Here is a 22,306-nt window from a genome sequence, read left to right on the forward strand (position 1 = left end):
GTGGCGGGTGGCTCGCTCCGGCGCACCGTCAGTCCTGGCGCCCCGGCAGCACGACGGGCCGCCACCGCCCCCGTCGTACGGAGAGCGGTGACGGCCCGGCGGGCGCGGCCCATGGGTGTCAGGAGGTCCGGCGGGCCCGCGCCGTGGTCTTCTTGGCCACGGTCTTCTTCGCCACGGCCTTCTTGGCCACCGGCTTCTTGGCGGACGCCTTCACCGGCGCGGCATCGCTGACGCGGTCACCGAGGATCTCCCGCAGGAACTTGCCGGTGTGGCTGGCCGGGATGGACGCGATGTCCTCCGGGGTGCCTTCGGCGACGACCAGGCCGCCGCCGTTGCCGCCCTCGGGGCCCATGTCGATGACCCAGTCGGCCGTCTTGATCACATCGAGGTTGTGCTCGATGACGATCACCGTGTTGCCCTTGTCGACCAGGCCGGCCAGCACATTGATCAGCTTGCTGATGTCGTCGAAGTGCAGACCGGTGGTCGGCTCGTCGAGGACATAGACCGTGCTGCCCGTCGAGCGCTTCTGGAGCTCGCTGGCCAGCTTGACGCGCTGCGCCTCACCGCCGGAGAGCGTCGGCGCGGACTGCCCGAGCCGGACATAGCCGAGGCCGACCTCGTTGAGCGTCTTGAGATGCCGGGCGATGGTCGGCACCGCCTCGAAGAAGCTCAGGGCCTCCTCGATGGGCATGTCCAGCACCTCGGCGATGGACTTGCCCTTGTAGTGGACCTCCAGCGTCTCGCGGTTGTAGCGCGCCCCGTGGCAGACCTCGCACGGCACGTACACATCCGGCAGGAAGTTCATCTCGATCTTGATGGTGCCGTCGCCGGAGCAGTTCTCGCAGCGGCCGCCCTTGACGTTGAAGGAGAAGCGGCCCGGCAGATAGCCGCGGACCTTGGCCTCCATCGTCTCCGCGAAGAGCTTGCGGACATGATCGAAGACACCGGTGTAGGTGGCCGGGTTGGAGCGGGGGGTGCGGCCGATCGGCGACTGGTCGACATGCACGACCTTGTCCACCAGATCGTCCCCGGCGACCCGGGTGTGCCGGCCAGGCACCGACTTGGCGCCGTTCAGCTCGCGCGCGAGGTGGGTGTAGAGGATGTCGTTGACCAGCGTCGACTTGCCGGAGCCGGAGACTCCGGTGACCGCGGAGAACACCCCGAGCGGGAAGGAGACGTCGATGTCGCGGAGGTTGTTCTCCTTCGCCCCGTGCACCGTCAGCTGCCGCGCCGGGTCGGCGGGCCGCCGGATGTCCGGTGTCGCGATGGCCTTCTTGCCGCACAGATACTGGCCGGTGACCGAGTCCTTGTTGGCCAGCAGCTGCTTCATCGGGCCGCTGTGCACGACCTTGCCGCCGTGCTCACCGGCGCCCGGGCCGATGTCCACGACCCAGTCGGCGACCTTGATGGTGTCCTCGTCGTGCTCCACGACGATCAGGGTGTTGCCCATGTCGCGCAGCCGGACCAGGGTTTCGATCAGCCGGTGGTTGTCGCGCTGGTGCAGCCCGATGGACGGCTCGTCGAGGACATAGAGCACGCCCACCAGGCCGGAGCCGATCTGGGTGGCGAGGCGGATGCGCTGGGCCTCACCACCGGAGAGGGTGCCGGCCGCGCGGTTCAGCGAGAGGTAGTCCAGGCCCACGTCGACCAGGAACTTCAGCCGCTCGTTGACCTCCTTGAGGACCCGCTCGGCGATCTTCTTCTCGCGCGCGGTGAGCTTCATCTCCCGCAGGAAGTCGGCGCAGTCGCTGATCGACATGGCCGCGACATCGGCGATCGACTTCTGCTGGACCGTGACGGCGAGCACGATCGGCTTGAGCCGGGTGCCCTCACAGGTCGGGCAGGGCACCTCGCGCATATAGCCCTCGAAGCGCTCCCGGCTGCTGTCGCTCTCCGCCTCGGAGTGCCGCCGCTTGACGAACGGCACGGCGCCCTCGAAGGGGGTGGTGTAGGCCCGCTCGCGGCCGTACCGGTTGCGGTAGCGCACCTCGATCTGGGTCTTGTGGCCCTGGAGCAGGGCCTTCTTGGCGCGGGCCGGCAGCCCGGCCCACGGGATGTCCGTACGGAATCCGAGGGCGTCCGCCAGCGCACCGACCAGGCGGCCGAAGTACTCCTTGGTGTGCCCGTGCGACCAGGGGTGGATCGCGCCCTCGTCGAGGGAGCGGTCCTCGTCGGGGACGATCAGCTCGGGGTCGACCTCCATGCGCGTACCGATACCCGTGCAGTCCGGGCAGGCGCCGAAGGGCGAGTTGAAGGAGAAGGAGCGCGGCTCCAGCTCCTCGAAGGAGAGATCGTCGTAGGCGCAGTACAGATGCTCCGAGTACATCCGCTCGCGCTGCGGGTCGTCCGGCTCCAGGTCGACGAAGTCGAGGATGACCATGCCTCCGGAGAGCCCGAGGGCGGTCTCGACGGAGTCGGTCAGCCGCCGCTTGGCGGTCTCCTTGACCGTGAGGCGGTCGACGACCACCTCGATGGTGTGCTTCTCCTGCTTCTTCAGCTTGGGCGGCTCGGCGAGATGGATCGTCTCCCCGTCCACCCGCGCCCGGCTGTAGCCCTTGGTCTGGAGGTCGGAGAAGAGATCGACGAACTCGCCCTTGCGCTCGCGCACCAGCGGGGAGAGCACCTGGAAGCGGCTGCCCTCGGGGAGTTCGAGCACCTTGTCGACGATGGCCTGCGGCGACTGCCGGGCGATCGGCCGTCCGCACTCGGGACAGTGCGGCTTGCCGACGCGGGCGAAGAGCAGTCGGAGGTAGTCGTAGACCTCGGTGATCGTGCCGACCGTCGAGCGGGGGTTGCGCGAAGTCGACTTCTGGTCGATCGACACCGCGGGGGACAGGCCCTCGATGAAGTCCACATCGGGCTTGTCCATCTGCCCGAGGAACTGCCGGGCGTAGGAGGAGAGCGACTCGACATAGCGCCGCTGCCCCTCGGCGAAGATCGTGTCGAAGGCGAGCGAGGACTTGCCCGACCCGGAGAGCCCCGTGAAGACGATGAGGGAGTCGCGGGGGAGGTCGAGCGAGACGTTCTTGAGGTTGTGCTCGCGAGCGCCACGGACGATGAGACGGTCGGCCACGCCGGTCGGCACCTTTCTTGAAGGGGGCGGGGGCCGCGGCTCTGCGTCCGCCGCTCGGAGTGAGCAGGGGCGGCGGAGCGAGCGGAGCCCCGCCCCAGGGTAGGGGGCCCGCCGCGGCACTGTCTTTGGGATGCCACACACGAGCTTATAGCACGCGCATTCGATTTACCGGACTCGCAAGCCCTCTTCACCCGAACGTGTGGCGGCCGCACAATCTCCCCGCCCCGCCGCACGCCCATACGCTGCGGAAACGCCCCCGTCAAGCGAAGCCGGGCAGCGCCCGCTCCAGCGCATCGAACGTGCGCCGCAGCACCTCCGCCTGCTCAACGGCCACCTCGTCCACCGGGTCACCCCCGAGCTGCCGGGTCGCGGCGTCGACGTATGCCACCCGGATCGCCGCGACGGTCAGGGCCGCGGCCAGCCGTGCGTCATGACCGGGCCGCTCCGCGTCGCCCCCCGCGGCCTCGGCGAGCAGCGCGGCGAGCGCGCCCTCCGTCTCCTCGACCGCCTCCCGCCCCCGCGCCCGCAGCGCCGGGGAGTCCAGCACCGTGCGCCAGAAGTGCTCGAACCCCTCCCCCACCCCGCCCAGCGGATGCCGCTCCGCCAGCAGGGCCAGCACCAGCCGGCGCAACGCGGCAAGGGGCGACTCCCCCGCGCCGCGCTCCCGGACGGCGCGGACGATCAACTCCCGGGCCTCGGGGATCCGGTCGAGGAAAAGGTCCTCCTTTCGCGGGAAGTAATTGAAGACCGTCATCGTCGACACCTCGGCGGCGCGGGCCACCTCGGCGACCGTGACGTTGTCGAAGCCGCGCCGGATGAACAGCAGGGTGGCCTCCCCGGAGATCCGCTGCCGGGTGCGCAGCTTCTTGCGCTCGCGCAGGGTCAGCCGCCCCTCGTCCACCCCGAAACCGGTCTCCGGCTGCCGGCCCCCGGGCCGCTCGCCGCCCGCCGCCCGCTCACCGCCGCGCCGTTCCTCATCCACCATGGGCGGAATTTTAGCCACTTTTGAGTCAGCATAAATTTTTAGTGACTACACTTACTTCCATGACGCATGACGCAGACGTAGTGGTGGCGGGGGGCGGCCCGGTGGGGCTGATGCTCGCCTGCGAACTCGCACTGGCAGAGATATCGGTGGTCGTCCTGGAGCGGCTGACCGAAGTGGACACGACGATCAAGGCGGGGGCGATCAACTCCCCCAGTTCGGAGGCGTTTTACCGGCGCGGGATGCTGCCCGGCCTGGTGGAGGCACAGCGCGCGGCCTTCGAGAAGTTCAGCTCGTTCCTGCGACAGCGGCAGGCCGCCGGGGCCTCATCGGTGCGGCGGCCGCCGAAGTTCGCCGGGCATTTCGCGGGCATCATGCTGCGCGGCGATCTGCTGGACGAGTCCGACCCGGACTTCGACGGCCACGGGCCGGCCGGTGAGGTCGGCCTCGTACCGCAGGAGGCCCTGGAACGGCTCCTCGGTGCCCGCGCCGCCGAACTGGGCGTCGACCTGCGCCGCGGGGTGACCCTGACCGGCTTCGACGCCGGTGACGACGGCGTGCACGTACACACCTCGGACGGGTCGCTCCGCGCCGGCTGGCTGGTCGGCTGCGACGGCGGCCGCAGCACGGTCCGCCGGCTCGCCGGCTTCCCGTTCCCCGGCACCGCGCCCGAGATCACCGGCCGTCAGGCCCTGGTGGAGATGACCGGCGCCGAGGGGCTGGGGGCGGGCTGGAACTGGACGGAGACCGGGACGTATGTGCACGGGCCGATGCCCGGCCGGATCCTCACCGTGGAGTTCGACGGGCCGCCCGCGGACCGCGAAGCCCCCGTCACCGCCGAGGAGTTGGAGGAGTCCCTGTACAAGGTGTCCGGGGTGCCGGGCGTCAGGATCCACAAGGTGCTCTCGGCGACCCGGTTCACGGACAACGCGCGCCAGGTGCCCGACTACCGCTCCGGCCGGGTACTACTGGCCGGTGACGCGGCCCATGTGCACTCGCCGTTCGGCGGCCAGGGGCTGAACCTCGGTATCGGTGACGCGATGAACCTCGGCTGGAAACTGGCCGCCACGGTACGCGGCCGGGCGCCGGAGGGGCTGCTCGATACGTACACGGCCGAGCGGCACCCCCTGGGCGCGTGGGTGCTGGAGTGGACCCGGGCCCAAGTGGCCCTGATGCGGCCGGAGTCGCACGCGCGGGCGCTGCGCGGAGTGCTCGCCGAACTGACCGGAACCGTCACCGCCACCACCTTCTTCGCCAAGAAGATCTCCGGGGTCTGCCAGCGCTACGACCTGCCCGGCGACCATCCGCTGACCGGCCGCAGCGCACCGGACCTGGAACTCTCCGACGGCACCCGGCTCGCCGACCATCTGCACGACGGGCGCGGGCTTTTGCTCGACCTCGCCGATGACGTCGAGGTGCGCGCCCACGCCGCGGGCTACGGCGACCGGGTGCGCGTGCGTACCGCGGACTGCCCCGGGCGGCCCGGCCTGGCCGGACTGCTGGTGCGGCCGGACGGCTGCACCGCCTGGGCGGCGGACTCGGGCGCCCCGGGCACCCGGGACGAGCTGGCCGCGGCGCTCCGGAGCTGGTTCGGCACGCCGGACGGCGCGACGGCCTGACCGGCGCGGCGGGTGGCGCGGACCGGCCGGACCAAGCGGCTGATACGCGCCGCCCGCCCCGCCCGCGTACGCCCCGGCCGGCGCCGGCCGACTCCCGCAGCCGCCCGGACGGCGCTAGCGTCGCACCATGACCCTCACCCCGCCTGACTTCCCGCACGATGTGGCAGCCGTCCGCGAGGCCACCGACCGGCTACTGGTCTCGGTGAGCAAGCTCGACGACGCGGCGATCGGCGAACCGTCGCTGCTCCCCGGCTGGACCCGCGGCCATGTCCTCGCCCATCTGGCGCGCAACGCGGACGCGCTGGGCAATCTCCTCACCTGGGCGCGTACGGACGTGCGGACACCGATGTACGCCAGTGCCGAGGCGCGCGAGCGCGATATCGAGCGGGGCGCCGGACGTCCGCTGGCGGCGCAGCTGGAGGATCTCCGCGAGACCGCCTCGCGCTTCGACACGGCGATGGAGGCGCTGCCGGCGGCCCGCCGGGCGTTCGAGGTCGAGATGCGCAACGGCGTCGTCGAGCGGGCCGACCGGCTGCCGCTGCGCCGGCTGGCCGAGCTCGAACTGCACCATGTCGACCTCGGCGTCGGCCACACCCTCGACCAGCTGTCCCCCGCGTTCGTCGACCGTGAGCTGGACTTCCTGTCCACGATCAAATTCGCCGGGCACCCGGACCTCCCCCCGCTGGAGCTGCGCGCCGACGACGGCCGCCGCTGGCGCACCGGCGGCCCGGCCACCGGGCCGGACGCCGCGGCCGCGCCCCTGGTGGTGACGGGCTCCGCGACCGCACTGGTCGGCTGGCTCACCGGCCGTGGTGACAGCGGCAAACTGGACAGCCACGGCTGCGTACTGCCTGCCGTACCGCCGCTCTAGAGTGGTGCCATGGGCTACAGCGGAGCAGTGAAGGTCGGCGGACCGGCCGACGTGCACGAGCTGACCGACCTGATGATTTCCAAGGTCGCGGTCGGTCCGATGAACAACAACGCCTATGTGCTGCGGTGCCGGGCGACCGATGAGCAGCTGCTGATCGACGCGGCCGCCGAGCCGCACACCCTCCTCTCGCTGATCGGCGACAGCGGTATCGCCTCCGTGGTCACCACCCACCGGCACGGTGACCACTGGGGCGCGCTGCGGGAGGTCGTCGATGCGACGGGCGCGCGGACCTTCGCGGGGCGGTACGACGCCGAGGGCATCCCCGTCCCCACGGACGTGCCGGTCGAGGACGGCGACACCCTCACCGTCGGCCGGGTCGAACTGACCGCGCGCCACCTGGTCGGGCACACACCGGGCAGCATCGCGCTGGTCTACGACGACCCGCACGGCGCCCCGCATCTGTTCACCGGGGACTGCCTGTTCCCCGGCGGCGTCGGCAACACCTTCGGCAGCGCCGAGAACTTCGCCCGCCTCATCGACGACGTGGAACACAAGCTCTTCGGCGAACTGCCCGACGAGACCTGGGTGTACCCGGGCCACGGCAACGACACCACACTCGGCGCGGAGCGCCCGCAGCTCGCGGAGTGGCGCAAGCGCGGCTGGTAGCACGGCGGACGGCGGCCCCGTCCGCCGCGTTCGGCCCCGTACACGACGCCGGCGCCCGGCCCCGCCCCGGAAGGGAGCGGGAACCGGGCGCCGTCGACGCTTTTGGGGCCTGGGTACCGGCCTCAGGCGTCTATGCGCTCCTTGGCCGTGGCCTCGGCCGCGGCCTGCTTCTTCGAGGCGCGCAGGCTGGTGATGGTCGTGACGACCAGGACCGCGCAGATGACGCCCAGCGAGACCGGAATGGTGATCTCCGGGACCGGCACACCGGACTCGTGCAGGGCGTGCAGCACCAGCTTCACGCCGATGAAGCCCAGGATGACCGACAGGCCGTACGAGAGGTGGACCAGCTTCTTGAGCAGTCCGCCGATCAGGAAGTACAGCTGCCGCAGACCCATCAGGGCGAAGGCGTTGGCGGTGAAGACGATGTACGGGTCCTGGGTGAGGCCGAAGATCGCCGGGATGGAGTCCAGGGCGAAGAGGACGTCGGTGGTACCGATCGCCAGCATGACGATCAGCATCGGCGTCATCAGCCGCTTGCCGTTCTCGACGATGAACAGCTTGGTGCCGTGGTACGTGTCGGTCGACGGGAAGCGCTTCTCGACCAGCTTCAGGAAGCGGTTCTCCTCGAACTCCTCGTCCTCCTCCCCGGCGCGCGCCTCCTTGATGAGCTTCCACGCGGTCCAGATGAGGAACGCGCCGAAGAGGTAGAAGATCCAGGAGAAGTTGGCGATGATCGCGGCGCCCGCACCGATGAAGCCGGCCCGCAGCACCAGCGCGATCAGCACACCCACCATCAGCACCCGCTGCTGGTAGATCGCCGGGACCGCGAACTTCGCCATGATCAGCACGAAGACGAAGAGGTTGTCGACGCTCAGGGACTTCTCGGTGATGAATCCGGCGAAGAACTCACCGGCCGGTGCGGTGCCGCCGAAGAGCAGCAGCCCGACGCCGAACAGCGCGGCGAGGGCGATCCAGACACCGGTCCAGATTCCGGCCTCCTTGAGGGAGACCTCGTGTGGTTTGCGGCCGCCGATGAAGAAGTCGGCGGCGATCAGGGCGCAGAGACCAAGGATGGTCAGCACCCACAGGTTCAGGGAAACGTCCACTGCTCCTCCGGCAGAGTCGTACGGCACTCACAGCGTCGTCGCTGCCGGAGGTCTCTTCCGCCCCGTCCGCCCGAAGGGGGACGGGACCGACGCCCCGGGATCTCGTCACACTCGCAATCCGTGATGACGGGTACGTCGTGGTGGGAATACTCCCCTCCGCACCAAGAAGCGTAAAGGAAGCCCAAGGAATAGTAAAGAAATAGGCAAAATAGCTGGTCAGGAGGGTCGGCGGGCGGCCGCGAGCCGGCCCAGCACCTGACGCACCACCTGGCTGCCCGAAGGGGCGAGCGGCGGCTCGTACGTCCAGGCATGGCCGACCCAGGGGTCGGCGAGGTGCGCCTCGGGCACCGGAGTCAGGCGCAGCAGGGAACGCCACAGCGGGTCCAGGACCGGGCCGTACTCCCGGCTCTGGGCGCGGTCGGCGACCAGCATCAGATGCACCCCGACCGCCGGCCCCTCGTCGGCCAGATAGCGGAGCCGGGCGAGGGCGCGGTCATCGAAGCCGTGCGGGAAGTCATGGACGATCAGCAGCTGCTCGGCGGTGTCGAGATCGGCCGGCAGCGCGTCCGCGGCGCGGTGGCGGACGGCCATCTGGACGAGTTCCACCCGCCGGGTCAGCTCCTCCAGGACCGCCGCCACGCCCTTGGCGCCGGGCAGGGGGTAGGCGGGCAGGGCACCGCTCTCCACCAGCGGCGCCAGCGCGGGCGCGGCGGCTCCGGCCGGGTCGATGACCTGGACCGCGAACTCACCGGCGGGGTGGATGGCGAGCAGCCGGGCGGCGATCGCCACGGCCGCTTCCATGGACAGCCGGCGCCGCTCGGCCTCGTCGGGCGCCCCGTCCGTGAGAGCGCCGGGCAGCTCCCGCCGGCCGATGTCACGCTCGGGGCCAGGGTGGCCATAGCTGTCGGGCCCGCTGTCGATCCACAGTCCGCGCTCCAGTGGGAGCCGCACCAGCATGGGGATGCGCAGGTCCAGGACTTCCGGGAGGTGCACATCGCCCAGGCGCAGCGCCATCGGGCGCTCCAGCGGGGCGTGGTAGCCCTGCCACACGGGGTTGTCCCAACGGGCGAAGGCGGGCGGCAGCGCGGGCTCCACGACCTCCGACTCGGCCGTCAGCTGTGCGAGGTCGCGGTCGAGGGCGGCGCGGGCCTGGGTGACGAGGGTGGCGTGTTTGTCGCGGGCGGTGGCGCGCGCGGCGTCGCCCGCCGTGCCGAGTCGGTTGCGCGGGTCGGCGAGGGCCCGGTCGAGCTCCTGCTCCAGGCGGGTCTCGGCGAAGTCGGCGGCGCTGCGGTAGGCGGCGACCGAGCGCGCCAGGTCCTCGAACATGCCCCAGACCTGGTTGTAGAGCCGCTCGTCCATGCTCCAGCCGGCGGCGTCACCGGCCACCGGCTGCGGGGAGCCGTCCGGTGCGGTGGGGCCCGTGGCCGAGGTGGGCGGGCCGGCCGGGCGCGGGGAAGACGGGGCGGCGGCGGCCGGGGCAGGGGTGCTGCGCCGGCCGGGGTGCCGGTAGTCGATGGGGCCGCCGTCCGCCGGGGCGGGCGGGAGGTCTCCGGCCTTGGAGCCGGCGGGGGACTTCGCGCCTACGCCGGTCCCGGGGCCTGCTGCGGCTCCGGTCCCGGATGCGGCTCCGGCGCCGGTTGCGGAAGGTGTCGGGCCGTCAGCTGCCGGGGCGGGTGCGGGGGACGGCTGGTCCGGGGCGGGCGCGGCGGCCGGGCCGGTGCCGGGCCGTTCGGACCGGCCGGCCGTCATGGGGGCGGGCGCGGGGACCGCGCGGGCCTGCCCCCGGCCGACCGCCTCCTCGATCTCCGCGGCCAGCTCCGCCGCCTGTGGCAGCCCCTGGTCCCGCAGCATCGCTGGGAGGCCGTCGGCGTAGCCCTGGCCCACCGCGCGCACCTTCCAGGCGTCCTGCCTGCGGTAGAGCTCCACGGCGACGACGGCGGACTCGGCGCCCAGGCCGGTGATCGTGTAGCGGACGAGGCCGGTGCCGTCGAGGCCGGTGACCGTGACGGCGGGTGCGGCGGCGGCGCCGAAGGCGGTCAGCCCGCCGATCCCGCTGGGCAGCGCCAGCAGCACGCTCACCCGGTGGACGGCGGCGGGCAGCGCGTCGAGATCCACCGCGATGCGGTGCTCGGCGGCCGCCTGGCGGGGAACCTCGATGCCGGTGCGGCGGGGCGCGCCTGGGTGGGCCACCGCCTCGACGCCGGAGAGCCTGCCCTGCTCGTCGCCGAGGGTCACCCCGGCCACGACGGGACCGCCCGCCGCCACCCGGATCTCCACCCGTGTCCGGTCCAGTGGATGGTTCTGCCCCCGGACCAGCTCGGCCGTCATCGTTGTTCCCCCTGGTAGTGATGGCGTTCCCCGGGCCGGACGCCGGGCCGGGGCCCGGAGCGGCGGCGGCGCGGCCCGGTGCGCGCTGCCACGACGGTGGTGACTACAGGTGCGGCACGATCGCCGGCACGAGGTCCTGGAAGGTGCGGCCGACGCAGGGCTCACCGATGGCGGTCATCTGCCAGCCGCCGCCCGCGCGGTGCACCTTGGACATGACCTGTGCGGTGTAGTCGCCGCCGCCCGTGAGGGTGTAACGGGCCAGCTCCTGGCCGGTGGTCTCGTCCACCAGACGGCAGAAGGCGTCCTGCACCTCGGCGAAGGTCTGGCCGGTGAAGGAGTTGACGGTGAAGACGATCTGGTCGATGTGCACCGGCACCCGCGCCAGGTCGACCAGGATCGCCTCGTCGTCGCCGCCCTGGCCCGCGCCGCCGACCAGGTTGTCGCCGGTGTGCCGGACCGCACCGTCATCGCTGACCAGGTGCTGGAAGAAGACGACGTCTATCGGCTTCTTGTCGGCGAACAGCACCGCCGAGGCATCCAGGTCGATCTCGCTGGTCCGCCGCCCGAACAGGCCACGGCGCGGCGCCGAGCGCCACCCCAGCCCCATCCGCACCGCGGTCAGGGCTCCTCCGTCGGACTTCTCCAGGCTGATGCCCTGCCCCTTGGACAAATTGACCGACACGCGCCGTCCCCTCTCTCGTACTGTCCCCGCCCGGCTTCCGGCGGCCCTTCGACCCTACGCACGGCCGCGGGCCGGGCACGCACAAGGCCCGCGTTTTGTGGCGCTTCTGCAACACACCGGTCCGCTGAGCACACCGCGCTCACGTGCGGCGATGCCCGCACCCGGCCGACGGGTCCGCCACCCGGACGGCCCGGCCGGGTATCGCCCCCCGGACTCCCCCGCAGCGCACGCCGCCCCCTTACTTCACCCCGGCCTCCCTCATTTGCCGCAGCTCCTTCTTCAGTTCACCCACCTCGTCACGCAGCCGGGCGGCGACCTCGAACTGGAGCTCCGCCGCGGCGGCGCGCATCCGCTCCGTCATCTCCTCGATGAGCGCGGCCAGTTCGGCGGCGGGACGGTCCGTCAGCTCCGCGCCGGCCTTGCCGCCCTTGCCCTTCGCGCCCTTGGCGCCGAGCGCCGGGACCGGGGCCTTGCCCTTGGCGTCCTTGGCCTCGGAGCCCTTGCGGTAGCCCGTGCCCAGCAGCTCCTGGGTGTCGATCTCCTCGCGGGCGAGGGTGGCGACGATGTCGCCGATCTTCTTACGGAGCGGCTGCGGGTCGATCCCGTTCTCCGTGTTGTACGCCAGCTGCTTCTCCCGGCGGCGGTTGGTCTCGTCGATGGCCTTCGCCATCGCCGGGGTGACCTTGTCGGCGTACATGTGCACCTGTCCGGAGACATTGCGCGCCGCGCGTCCGATGGTCTGGATGAGCGCCGAACCGGAGCGCAGGAAGCCCTCCTTGTCGGCGTCCAGAATGGCCACCAGGGAGACCTCGGGAAGGTCGAGGCCCTCCCGCAGCAGGTTGATGCCCACCAGGACGTCGTACTCACCCGATCGCAGCTCCCGCAGCAGCTCCACCCGGCGCAGGGTGTCCACGTCGCTGTGCAGATAGCGGACCTGGATGCCGAGCTCGAGGAAGTAGTCCGTGAGGTCCTCGGCCATCTTCTTGGTGAGGGTGGTGACCAGGATGCGCTCGTCCTTGTCCGTACGCGTACGGATCTCGTGCACCAGGTCGTCGATCTGCCCGTCGGTGGGCTTGACCACCACCTCCGGGTCGACCAGCCCGGTCGGACGGATGATCTGCTCCACGAAGCCGTCGCCGCGCGCGAGCTCGTACTTCCCGGGGGTCGCGGACAGATAGACGGTCTGGCCGATGCGCCCCAGGAACTCTTCCCACTTCAGCGGCCGGTTGTCCAGGGCGGACGGCAGCCGGAAGCCGTGCTCGACCAGGGTCCGCTTACGCGAGGCGTCGCCCTCGTACATGGCGCCGATCTGCGGGACGGTGACATGCGACTCGTCGATGACCAGGAGGAAGTCGTCGGGGAAGTAGTCGATGAGGGTGTTGGGCGCGGAGCCGGGGTCACGGCCGTCCATGTGCATCGAATAGTTCTCGATGCCCGAGCAGGAGCCGATCTGCCGCATCATCTCGATGTCGTAGGTGGTGCGCATCCGCAGCCGCTGGGCCTCCAGATGCTTGCCCTGCTTCTCCATCGTGGCGAGGCTGTCCGCCAGCTCGGCCTCGATCCCCGCGATGGCCCTCTCCATGCGCTCGGGGCCCGCGATGTAGTGGCTGGCCGGGAAGATGTACAGCTCCCGGTCGTCGCTGATCACCTCGCCGGTGAGCGGGTGCAGGGTGGACAGCGCCTCGATCTCGTCGCCGAACATCTCGATCCGCACGGCCAGCTCTTCGTAGACCGGGAAGATCTCGATGGTGTCGCCGCGCACCCGGAAGGTGCCACGGGTGAAGGCGACGTCGTTGCGGGTGTACTGGATGTCGACGAAGCGGCGCAGCAGCTGGTCGCGGTCGATCTCGTCGCCGACCTTCAGCGGCACCATCCGGTCGACGTACTCCTGCGGGGTGCCCAGGCCGTAGATGCAGGACACCGAGGCGACCACGACGACATCACGCCGGGTGAGCAGCGAATTCGTCGCGGAGTGGCGCAGCCGTTCGACCTCCTCGTTGATGGAGGAGTCCTTCTCGATGTACGTATCGGACTGCGGGACGTACGCCTCGGGCTGGTAGTAGTCGTAGTAGGAGACGAAGTACTCGACGGCGTTGTTCGGCAGCAGTTCGCGGAATTCGTTGGCGAGCTGGGCCGCGAGGGTCTTGTTGGGCGCCATCACGAGCGTCGGGCGTTGCAGCTTCTCGATCATCCACGCGGTGGTCGCCGACTTGCCGGTGCCGGTCGCACCCAGCAGGACGACATCCTTTTCACCCCCGCGGATGCGCCGCTCCAGCTCGGCGATGGCCGCCGGCTGGTCGCCATTGGGCTGGTAGGGGCTGACGACCTCGAAGGGCGCCACCGTGCGTTCGATCTTTGATACGGGCCGCATGGGATCCACCGTACGACCCAGCACTGACAATCGACGTGGCCCATGCTCCGACCTGCGGCTTTACCGCGGGGGCGGCTGGGGCCCGCGGTGGCATCGGGCGTTCGGCGCGGGCGCCGGACGGTGGCAGAGGCCGGGCGGAACGGCGGGACGGCGGTGAGCGCGGGGCGGCGGGCACCGCGTCGCGGCGGGGCGGCGGCGGGCCGATGCGGCGGGGCGCGGCGGTGAGGTGGCGGTGCCCGGCGGGCCGGGAACGCCACGGGATCAGGGCGTACGCGGGACGCCGCGCAGGATGTGCCATCTGCGTCCCCGGGGCTCCCCCTTGTTCCCGGCCGGAGGAAAGTCCGCGAGCGCGTCGCGCCCGCACCGGGAACCCGACGCGCCGGTCCACCTCGCGAGTGTTCGACCAAAACCGGTCGTAAGGACGAGGGGTGACGCATCATCGGCCAAGATGCGCGGATGCCGCGCCTCCGGCAAGTTGGACGGCGGCGGAGCGTACGTCTGTGGCACGGCTGATCCGGGCATCCTGCAACTGCGCGACGCTCCAGAACGGAACACCGGCCACGTCTCGTTCAGGTCCCGGACACCACACGACCGCCTCCCGCTACGGCCCGGCTGCGAGCCTCTGTCCGTCCGACCCCGTTCACGTCACTTCACGTCAGCTCACGTCCACGACGTCACGAGGAGCCCGTATGCGTATTCGCCCCGTCGCCACCGTTGTCGCCGGTGCGCTCATGGGTCTGTCCACGCTCGTCCTCTCCCCGACCGCCGCCCAGGCCGCGCCGGCCGGACACACACCGCTGACGGTCGCCCACCGCGGCGCCTCGTCGTACGCGCCCGAGAACACCCTCGCCGCGATCGACGCGGCCGACCGGCTCGGAATCGAGTGGGTCGAGAACGACGTACAGCGCACCAAGGACGGCGAGCTGGTCATCCTCCACGACAACTCGCTCGCCCGGACGACGAACGTCGAGCAGGTCTTCCCCGGGCGCTCGCCGTGGAACGTCTCGGACTTCACGCTCGCCGAGATCGAGAAGCTGGACGCGGGCAGCTGGTTCGGGCCGAAGTTCCGGGGAGAGCGGGTGCCGACCCTGGAGGACTACATGGACGAGGTCGAGCACAACGACCAGAGCCTCCTGATGGAGCTCAAGTCGCCGGAGCTCTACCCGGGCATCGAGCTCCAGACCCTCACGGAGCTGCGCCGCGGGGGCTGGCTGGACAAGGGGCACGTGAAGCACCGTCTGATCATCCAGAGCTTCAACGCCGACGCGCTCAAGACCGTGCACACCCTCCGGTCGGACCTCAAGACGGGCTTCCTCGGCAATCCCTCCGTCGCCGACCTCCCGAAGTTCGCGAAGTACTGCGACCAGATCAACCCCGTCCACACGGCGGTCACCCGGGAGTACGTCGCCGCCGTGCACGGTCTGCGCGGTCCGCACCGCCGGACGCTGGACCTGTACACCTGGACCGTCGACGACCCGGCGGTCGCGCTGAAGGTCGCCGGTCTGGGCGTCGACGGGATCATCACCAACAAGCCGGACGTGGTGCGGGACGCCCTGGAGAACCACGACGACGACTGAGCGGCCGGCGGCGACGGGGGGCGGGCGGCGCCGGGCGCCGGACCGTTCCCCGTCGCGTTGTCAGTGGTGCGTCCTACCCTGATCAGGTGACGTATGCAGAGCAGGATTCCAGGTCGGCGACCCCGCCGGACGCGGCACCGGACGCGGCGGCGCGTCGCGACTGGGCCTGGGGACGGCTGGCGACCCCCATCGGCCCGCTGCTGCTCGCCGCGACCCGGGAGGGCCTGGTCCAGGTCGTCTTCCATGCCGACGAGCGGACGAGCCGCGGTGCGCTGGCCCGTCTGGAGCAGTTCTTCGGCGGGCCGCCCCTCGCGGAGATACCTCATCTGACGACGGCCGCCGCCGAGCTGACCGCCTACTTCGACGGGGAGCTGCGGGCCTTCACCGTCCCCCTGGACTGGTCGCTGTCCTCCGGCTTCAACGCCCGGGTCCTGCACGCCCTGGCCGCGGGCGTCCCCTATGGCAGCGTCGTCGGCTATCAGGACCTCGCCGACCGGGTCGGGGAACCGGGCGCCGCCCGTGCCGTGGGTGCGGCGATGGGTTCCAATCCGCTGCCGGTCGTCGTCCCCTGCCACCGCGTCGTGGCCAGTGACGGCGGGATCGGCGGCTTCGGCGGCGGACTGGAGACCAAACGCCTGCTGCTCGCCCTGGAAGGTGTGCTGCCCGCCCCGCTCTTCTGATCCCGACCGTCGTCCGGCCTCGCCGAGGCCGGCTCCCATGAAGGGCAGCTTCATGTCCCGTCAGATCGCTCTGCTCCGCGGCATCAACGTCGGCGGCCACAACTCCTTCCCCAAGGCGAAGCAGCTGGAGCTGGCCGAGTCGCTGGGCTACGAGGACGTCTCGGTCCTGCTCCAGACCGGCAATATCGTCTTCGCCGACCCCGGTACGCCGCCGGAGGAGACGGCCCGGGTGCTCCATGACCGGATCGCCGCCGAGCTCGGCCTGACGGTGCCGGTGATCGTCCGGACCGCTGACGAGCTGGCCGCCGCCGTCGCCGCGAATCCGTTTCCGCAGGCCGTGCCGGAGCCCAAGAGCCTTCACGTCACGTTCCTGTCGGCGGTGCCGGCCGACACCTCCCGGCTCGACGCGCTCGACCCGGCCGCGTTCGCGCCCGATCAGTGCCGGCTGATCGGGCGCGAACTGTATCTGTGGTGCCCCGGCGGCATCGGCCGCTCCAAGCTGGCCGACGCGGTGAGCCGCGCGCCCCTCGGGGTCACTGCCACCGCCCGTAACTGGAACACCGTCACCAAGCTGCTGGCCCTGGCGGCTGCCTGAGCCCCCGCCACCGGCGCCGTCAGCGCCAGCCGTAGCGCTCGCGCAGCCGGTTGCCGACCAGGTTGAAGCGGCCCCGGTCCAGGGCGCAGGCCTCGCGCCGCATCCCGGCCGGGTGCACGCGCAGCACCCGGTCCACGGCGACCCATGAGTCGCGCCCCGCGCGATCCCATGGGCCGGCCCCTATCGGGACCCACTCCCGGTCGTTGTTGTGGCGCTTGCTGGACAGCTGCACGGCCAGCAGCGTGCCGCCCGCCTCCCGGGCGACGACCAGCACCGGACGGTCCTTGCCCCGGCCGTCGTTCTCCTCGTAGGGCACCCAGGTCCACACGATCTCGCCGGGGTCCGGGTCGCCGTCCGGGTCCGGCGCATAGGTCATCGTCACGGTGCCGACCGAGCGCGGCCGGGCCTCCACGGTGGCGGTGGGGCCCTGACTGCCGGGCAGCGCCTCGGGCTCGTCGGATGCAGGGAATGAAGTCACAGGGCCACGCTAACCGCCGTGCCCCAAGCGCCGGTCAGCGGTCCGCGCCCGGCGTCTCCACGGTCGATTGTCAGTGGTCGGCCTTACGGTTTTTTGCAGCGGGAGAAGCGCGCCGGGCGGGAACGAACACGCCTGCCGGGACGGCCACTTCGGACGCGGCGGGCGCTCACGCCGGTCCGCTCCAGGCCGGCCGGCGGGGATCGTCGGCCCGTACGACGACATCCGCCGCCTCCTCGGGCCGGGTCTCGGCCTCGTAGCGCGCGAAGGCGGGCAGGGTCCAGCGCTCGTCGTCCGGGGTGCGGCGGGCGAGCGCGGCCGGCGACAGCTTCAGGTGGACGGAGAGATCGAAGGGAAACCAGTGACCGAGCAACAGGGGACCGTGCAACAGCAGGACGCCGCCGGGCGGCAGCTCCACGTACGCGCTGCGGGTCGCCCGGTCCGCCACCGGATCCCACAGGTCGGGAAGCACCCGCCCGGTGCCGCCCGGCTCCAGCGGCTGGAAGATCTCGCGCCACAACGCCCGCCGGTCGAACCACTCGTCGTGGTAAGCGTCGGGGTCCTCCCGGCCGTATTCGAGCCGCAGCGAGGCGGGGCGCAGAAAGCCGAAGGTGCCGGCCTTGTGCACCGCCCGCCCCCGCAGCCGCAGTGCCTCGGCGAGCCGGGCGGCCAGCTCACCGGGCGATGCGGCGTGGGCCCCGTCGACGGCCACCCGCAGCCACGGGCTCCCGTCCTTCGCCTGCATGGCGACAAGCCGCTCGGCGAGCGCGTCGGTGAGCCGTTCCCAGGTGATCGCTTCGAGCCGCACCCCGCCATTCTGCACGGCCGCCCGGCGGGGGCCGGCTCATGAAGCGGCCGGCTGCCGGGGGCCGCGGGTCAGCCCTGGTCCGCGGCCGGGCGGGCTGCTCCGTAGCGGCTGAGTTCGGCCGCCGCCTCCTTCGTCGCCTCGATGACGCGGGCGGGGGCCACCGGCATCACGGACTTGAGCTTGAGGAGCAGGACCGCTCCCATGATGGAACCGTCCCACATGATCGGCGCCGCGCAGGAGTTCCAGCCGGCCATGCACTCCTCGTACCCGAGGGCGTGGCCGAGGTCGCGTACCTCCGCGAGGGAGTCCATCAGGGCGGCGTTGTCGCGGAAGACACCGGGTCCCGCCTGGTCCGGTACGGGCTCGGCCAGCACCCGCTGCTGGAGCACCTCCGGCAGGTAGGCGAGGATCGTCCGCCCGGAGGCGCCGGTGCGCAGGGAACGCGTCACGGACAGCACATCGCGTGGCGTCATGCCCAGCTCCGCCAGGTCGGAGTCGCCCACGGCCATGTCGACGCACTGCCGTTGGGCCCCGGAGAACGGAGCCACCATGTAGAGGAACGCCAGCCCGCCGTCGGTGGCCTGCCGCAGTTCGCGGAGCACCGTCTGCGAGATCTCGCCGTCGATCCGGTGGTCGAGCGCGGTGAAGGCGAGCTGTGCGGCCGAGGTCCGCAGCCGGTAGAGGCCGCGGTCCACCCGCTCGAAGATGCGCTGGTAGATGCCGGACTGAAGGATGCGGTAGACAACGGAGTCGTCCAGGCCGGTGAACTCGGCGATCTCACCGGGCCCATGGGCGGATCCGCCCAGCTCGGCGAAGGCCGTCTGCACGAGGAAGACCCGCTCGGCATGGCCGGATCCCGACGTCCGGGGACCCGCGGACGACGCGCCCTTGGGTGCCTGGCGCGCCTTCTTGGAGTGGCCCGCGGTACGCGGCGCCACGCCGGTGGCGGGCGCGGCGGCCGAGGCCGGCGCTCCCGTGGCTGTGGTGCTGTGACCCATCGTGTGCTCTCTCCCCTGGCAGTGATCCGCGCCCGAAGGCGCGCGGTATGTGCGGTACGGGCCGCTCCCCTTGCCCGCTGCTCCCGATGGACGGCCCCGGGCGGTGCTCCCACCACACCGGTACCCCTCCGGTCCCCCGGGCCGCCCGTATTACCGGGTGACGTCGAGCGCCAGCTTCCCGGTCGGGGTGCGGGCGGCCAGCTCGTGGTGCGCCCGCGCCGCCTCCCCGAGCCCGTAGACGGCGCCGGTCAGCGGTGTGAGGGTGCCTTCGGCGACCGCGTCGAACAGGGCCCGCATCGACGTCGGCAGCGCCGTACGGTCCGCGTAGAGCTGTGGCAGCCAGAAGCCGGAAACGGTGAGGCTGCGCTCCATCAGCTCCCGGGTGGGCACGCTCGCCAGCTCGCCGCCCGCGAAGCCGTACACCGCGAGCCGGCCGCGCGGCGCGACGGCGGCGAGGGTCCGCTCGAAGGTGACGCCACCGGTCATCTCCAGCGCCGCCGCCACGGGACCGCCGGCCGCGTCCAGGATGCGCTCCGTCAGATCCTCGGCGGTCGAGTCGACCACCGCGTGGGCGCCCAATTCCGTAGCCAGTTTGCGCTTTTCCGGGGAGCCGGCGAGACCGATGACCTTGGCGCCGGCGCGCGCGGCGAGCTGGACGGCCAGCGAACCGACGCCGCCCGCCGCGGCGGGCACGACCACGGTCTCGCCCTCGGTGAGGCGCAGCGAGGTGAACAGCAGATGCCAGGCGCTGTTGCCCTGGAGCGCCAGTGCGACGGCCTGTTCGTCGCTGATGGCGTCGGGGACGTCCCAGGTGACGCGCCGGTGCAGCAGCGTCCGCTCCGCGTATCCGCCGCCGCGGCACAGCCCGACGACGCGCCGTCCGCCGTCGACCGTCCCCACGACCTCGTTGCCGGGTACGTACGGCAGCTCGACGGGCGCGAGGTAGGAGTCGCCCCGGGCGTGCACATCCGCGTAGTTGATGCCGGCCAGGGTCACGTCGACCAGCGCGTGGCCGCCGCGCGGCGCGGGCTCGGGCACGTCCTCGAGGCGCAGCACGTCCGGGCCGCCGAATTCTCGCATCACAATCGCGCGCACGACTCTCCCTCGGGTTCTCCAGTGCGGTGCCCGCACAGGGTAGGCACGGCGGCCAACTGCCCGCGGTCACCCGATCATTTCGCGCCAACCATGCGGGGCTCCGGACGGCCCCGCCCCTGTTCCCACGAGAATTTCCCGCCCGCTTTCTCGCGTCGCGAGAAAACGACACGGCGGTTTCCGCCCATTGCGCCGTTTTGCTGCGCATCTACCCATGGGTATCCCGGGGGTGGCTGCCTCGTGTCTCTCGCTCAAACCCAGCTGTCGGATGTGATCGCCGCCGCCTACGATCCCGAAATGTGTCCGCCGTCGACCACATGTGACGGCCGCGTCCCCCGGGGCGGAGCACGCTCCGCGAGGCAGTTGTGCCCGCCCACCGCACCCGGTGATCCGGGCGGGTGGCGGAGGAGGACGTGGCTGTGCGCACGGCGGGGCGGGCACGGCCTGAGGGGGAATCATGATGGGGAAATCGGGGGGCGGCAGGCCGGCGTTCGCGTCGGTCTGCCGGGACCCACAACGCGCACAGCCGCTCCCACCGGCAGCGCTGCGCCTTCTGCGGACCGCCTCCGCATCCTTGCCGTCCTCGTGGGCGGCAACCTTCACGACTTCCTTCGCGGCCGCCACCGACGCCGTCATCGCCGCCGCCCGCCGACGTTCCCGACCGTATGCGGCACCGCCCTTCCTGGACGTGTCCCGCTCCCGCCGGGGAACGGCGCGCCGCTGCCGAGAAAGGGACTGCCCATGAACGCGTCGAGCAGCAACGGTCTGGAGTTCACCCACCCTTACCTCGCCGTGGTGCTCGGCGGCGGCTTCACGGGCATGCTCGCGGCCGCGGCCCTGTCCGGACACGCCGATGTCATCGTCGTCGAACGGGAGCGGCTGCCGCGGACCCCCGCCCGCCCCACGGACCTGCCGCAGGCCCGGCACGCGCAGTTGTTGACGGCGGACGGTGTCCGGCTGATCGATGCCGTGCTGCCCGGAAGTGCCGCGCGCTGGCATCCGGAGGGCGCCCTCCGGATGCCGTTACCGGCGGACTTCGCCGGCCGCTCCCCGAAGGGCCGGCCGGGCCGCCGTACGCGCTCGCGGTATCTGCTCGCCTGCTCCCGCGACCTGCTCGACCGGGTCATCCGCCGGCAGGTGCCGGCCCTCCCGGGAGTGACCGTCCTCGACGGAACCGAAGCGACCGAACTGACCGGTACCGCCGAACACATCACCGGGGTGCGCGTCCGGGACACCACCAGCGGCGCCGGATACCTGCTGGACGCCGACCTCGTCGTCGACGCCACGGGCCGGCACTCCGCCTCCCCGGAGTGGCTGACCGCGCTGGGGCTGCCGGCCGCTCAGGAGGACGTGGCGGACTCCGGGATCGTCTCGGCGACCCGGATCTTCCGCGCCACCGAGGGCGCGGAGAACTGCCCGGTGCTCACCGCCCGTTCGGCGCTGACCGGCCCCGGCGCACGGCACCGCCGCCCGATTCCCGGGAAGACGGCGACGCTGGTCCCGATCGAAGGCGGACGCTGGCTGGTCACGCTCACCGGCACCGGGGACGACCGGCCCTCCGAACACGCGGGCCGCTTCGTGCCGTTCGCCCGCCGCACGGGCCATCCCGCCATCGCCGACCTCATCGCCGACGCCGAGCCGCTGAGCGAGGTACGGCTCACCCGCGACACCTCGGACCGGCGGCGGCGCTTTGAGCAACTGCCGTCCTGGCCGACGGGGTTCATCGCCCTGGGCGGCGCCGTGGTCTCGCTCGCCCACGACTGTGGGCAGGGCCTCTCCCTCGCCGCCCACGGTGCCGCCGCGCTGCGCGGGGCACTGCGACGGCACGGCATGGACGAGCCGTCCCTGGCCCGGAAGATGCAGCGGACCATCGGACGCCTCGCCCAGGAACCGTGGTCCGTGGCCACCGGCGACCTGCGCCACTCGCCCACGACCGGCCGGGCCGTCCGCCGCGGCTACCTCGACGTCCTCGCGCCCGCCGCCCCCGTGGCCCCGCTCCTGCGCCCCACCGCCGCGCTCGGTCTGCTCCGGGGCACGGCACGGACCCGGCCCACGGCCGGCAGCGCACCGGCCCGGCAGACGTCGTCCGAGCCGGTCCCGGCACCCCTCACAGCAGCGCCCGGAAGCCCGTCCGCCGCCGGTCCGCACCCTCCGACGGCCGGTGCCGCTCCGACCCTCTCGGCGCGGCCGGCCGCCGCGCTCTCGGCCGCGCCGCCCGCTCCGGGACAACCCCCGGTCCCGCCCCGTTCGCCCGGCTCCACACCCGACTCCCCCAGACGCCTCCCCCGCCCGCTCAGCTTCGGGCCGACGGCGCTGCGCCGGATCAACTGGGCCACTCGACGGAAACCGACCGACGGCTGACGGCTGACGGCTGACGGCTGAC

General features: G+C 71.9%; 17 protein-coding genes. 7 read left to right on the forward strand and 10 right to left on the reverse strand.

Features of this window, described 5'->3' with window-relative positions; genetic code table 11:
• Positions 1-118 precede the first annotated feature (118 nt).
• Positions 119-3,073, reverse strand: a complete 2,955-nt coding sequence (gene uvrA, locus AC3EUV_RS16060) for an excinuclease ABC subunit UvrA (RefSeq protein WP_432145382.1) — start codon at positions 3,071-3,073, stop codon at positions 119-121.
• Positions 3,074-3,332: 259 nt separating this feature from the next.
• Positions 3,333-4,058 (reverse strand): TetR/AcrR family transcriptional regulator, encoded by a 726-nt coding sequence (locus AC3EUV_RS16065; RefSeq protein ID WP_432145383.1) that lies wholly within the window; start codon positions 4,056-4,058, stop codon positions 3,333-3,335.
• Between the two features lie 59 nt (positions 4,059-4,117).
• Between AC3EUV_RS16065 and AC3EUV_RS16070 the strand changes: the two genes are divergently transcribed.
• The 3 genes from AC3EUV_RS16070 (at position 4,118) to AC3EUV_RS16080 (ending at position 7,211) form a co-directional block, all read left to right on the forward strand.
• Positions 4,118-5,674 (forward strand): FAD-dependent monooxygenase, encoded by a 1,557-nt coding sequence (locus AC3EUV_RS16070; RefSeq protein WP_432145384.1) that lies wholly within the window; start codon positions 4,118-4,120, stop codon positions 5,672-5,674.
• 127 nt (positions 5,675-5,801) lie between these two features.
• On the forward strand, positions 5,802-6,545 hold the full coding sequence (locus tag AC3EUV_RS16075) for a maleylpyruvate isomerase family mycothiol-dependent enzyme (protein WP_435603193.1): 744 nt from the start codon (positions 5,802-5,804) through the stop codon (positions 6,543-6,545).
• A 9-nt stretch (positions 6,546-6,554) separates the two neighbouring features.
• A complete protein-coding gene (locus AC3EUV_RS16080) occupies positions 6,555-7,211 on the forward strand; it encodes an MBL fold metallo-hydrolase (RefSeq protein ID WP_435603194.1) in 657 nt (218 codons plus the stop codon).
• Between the two features lie 122 nt (positions 7,212-7,333).
• Here AC3EUV_RS16080 and AC3EUV_RS16085 read toward each other — a convergent pair whose 3' ends face one another.
• The 4 genes from AC3EUV_RS16085 to uvrB form a co-directional block, all read right to left on the reverse strand.
• The gene (locus tag AC3EUV_RS16085) at positions 7,334-8,317 is read right to left on the reverse strand and encodes a TerC family protein (RefSeq protein ID WP_432145387.1); all 984 of its coding nucleotides are present in this window, start codon (positions 8,315-8,317) and stop codon (positions 7,334-7,336) included.
• Between the two features lie 216 nt (positions 8,318-8,533).
• Positions 8,534-10,645, reverse strand: a complete 2,112-nt coding sequence (locus AC3EUV_RS16090) for a TerD family protein (protein WP_435603195.1) — start codon at positions 10,643-10,645, stop codon at positions 8,534-8,536.
• A 103-nt stretch (positions 10,646-10,748) separates the two neighbouring features.
• Positions 10,749-11,327 carry a TerD family protein gene (locus tag AC3EUV_RS16095; RefSeq protein WP_432145389.1) on the reverse strand — a complete coding sequence of 193 codons (579 nt, stop codon included), beginning with the start codon at positions 11,325-11,327 and terminating at the stop codon, positions 10,749-10,751.
• 238 nt (positions 11,328-11,565) lie between these two features.
• The gene (gene uvrB / locus AC3EUV_RS16100) at positions 11,566-13,698 is read right to left on the reverse strand and encodes an excinuclease ABC subunit UvrB (protein ID WP_432145390.1); all 2,133 of its coding nucleotides are present in this window, start codon (positions 13,696-13,698) and stop codon (positions 11,566-11,568) included.
• Between the two features lie 689 nt (positions 13,699-14,387).
• Here uvrB and AC3EUV_RS16105 point away from each other — a divergent pair.
• The 3 genes from AC3EUV_RS16105 (at position 14,388) to AC3EUV_RS16115 (ending at position 16,550) form a co-directional block, all read left to right on the forward strand.
• Positions 14,388-15,275 (forward strand): glycerophosphodiester phosphodiesterase, encoded by an 888-nt coding sequence (locus AC3EUV_RS16105; protein ID WP_432145391.1) that lies wholly within the window; start codon positions 14,388-14,390, stop codon positions 15,273-15,275.
• 86 nt (positions 15,276-15,361) lie between these two features.
• Positions 15,362-15,955 carry a methylated-DNA--[protein]-cysteine S-methyltransferase gene (locus tag AC3EUV_RS16110; protein WP_432145392.1) on the forward strand — a complete coding sequence of 198 codons (594 nt, stop codon included), beginning with the start codon at positions 15,362-15,364 and terminating at the stop codon, positions 15,953-15,955.
• 52 nt (positions 15,956-16,007) lie between these two features.
• A complete protein-coding gene (locus AC3EUV_RS16115; protein ID WP_435603196.1) occupies positions 16,008-16,550 on the forward strand; it encodes a DUF1697 domain-containing protein in 543 nt (180 codons plus the stop codon).
• Positions 16,551-16,569: 19 nt separating this feature from the next.
• Here AC3EUV_RS16115 and AC3EUV_RS16120 read toward each other — a convergent pair whose 3' ends face one another.
• The 4 genes from AC3EUV_RS16120 to AC3EUV_RS16135 form a co-directional block, all read right to left on the reverse strand.
• Positions 16,570-16,962, reverse strand: coding sequence for a type II toxin-antitoxin system PemK/MazF family toxin (locus AC3EUV_RS16120; RefSeq protein WP_432145400.1), 393 nt, complete (start codon positions 16,960-16,962; stop codon positions 16,570-16,572).
• A 232-nt stretch (positions 16,963-17,194) separates the two neighbouring features.
• On the reverse strand, positions 17,195-17,833 hold the full coding sequence (locus AC3EUV_RS16125; protein WP_432145394.1) for a nucleoside/nucleotide kinase family protein: 639 nt from the start codon (positions 17,831-17,833) through the stop codon (positions 17,195-17,197).
• A gap of 68 nt (positions 17,834-17,901) precedes the next feature.
• Complete coding sequence (locus tag AC3EUV_RS16130) at positions 17,902-18,831, reverse strand: IclR family transcriptional regulator domain-containing protein (protein WP_432145395.1); 930 nt, start codon at positions 18,829-18,831, stop codon at positions 17,902-17,904.
• Between the two features lie 150 nt (positions 18,832-18,981).
• The gene (locus tag AC3EUV_RS16135; RefSeq protein ID WP_432145396.1) at positions 18,982-19,926 is read right to left on the reverse strand and encodes a quinone oxidoreductase family protein; all 945 of its coding nucleotides are present in this window, start codon (positions 19,924-19,926) and stop codon (positions 18,982-18,984) included.
• A gap of 738 nt (positions 19,927-20,664) precedes the next feature.
• Between AC3EUV_RS16135 and AC3EUV_RS16140 the strand changes: the two genes are divergently transcribed.
• Entirely contained in the window at positions 20,665-22,284 is a 1,620-nt protein-coding gene (locus tag AC3EUV_RS16140; protein ID WP_435603197.1) for an FAD-dependent oxidoreductase, read from the forward strand.
• Positions 22,285-22,306 lie beyond the last annotated feature (22 nt).

The sequence above is a fragment of the Streptomyces sp. bgisy130 genome, from assembly GCF_057708345.1.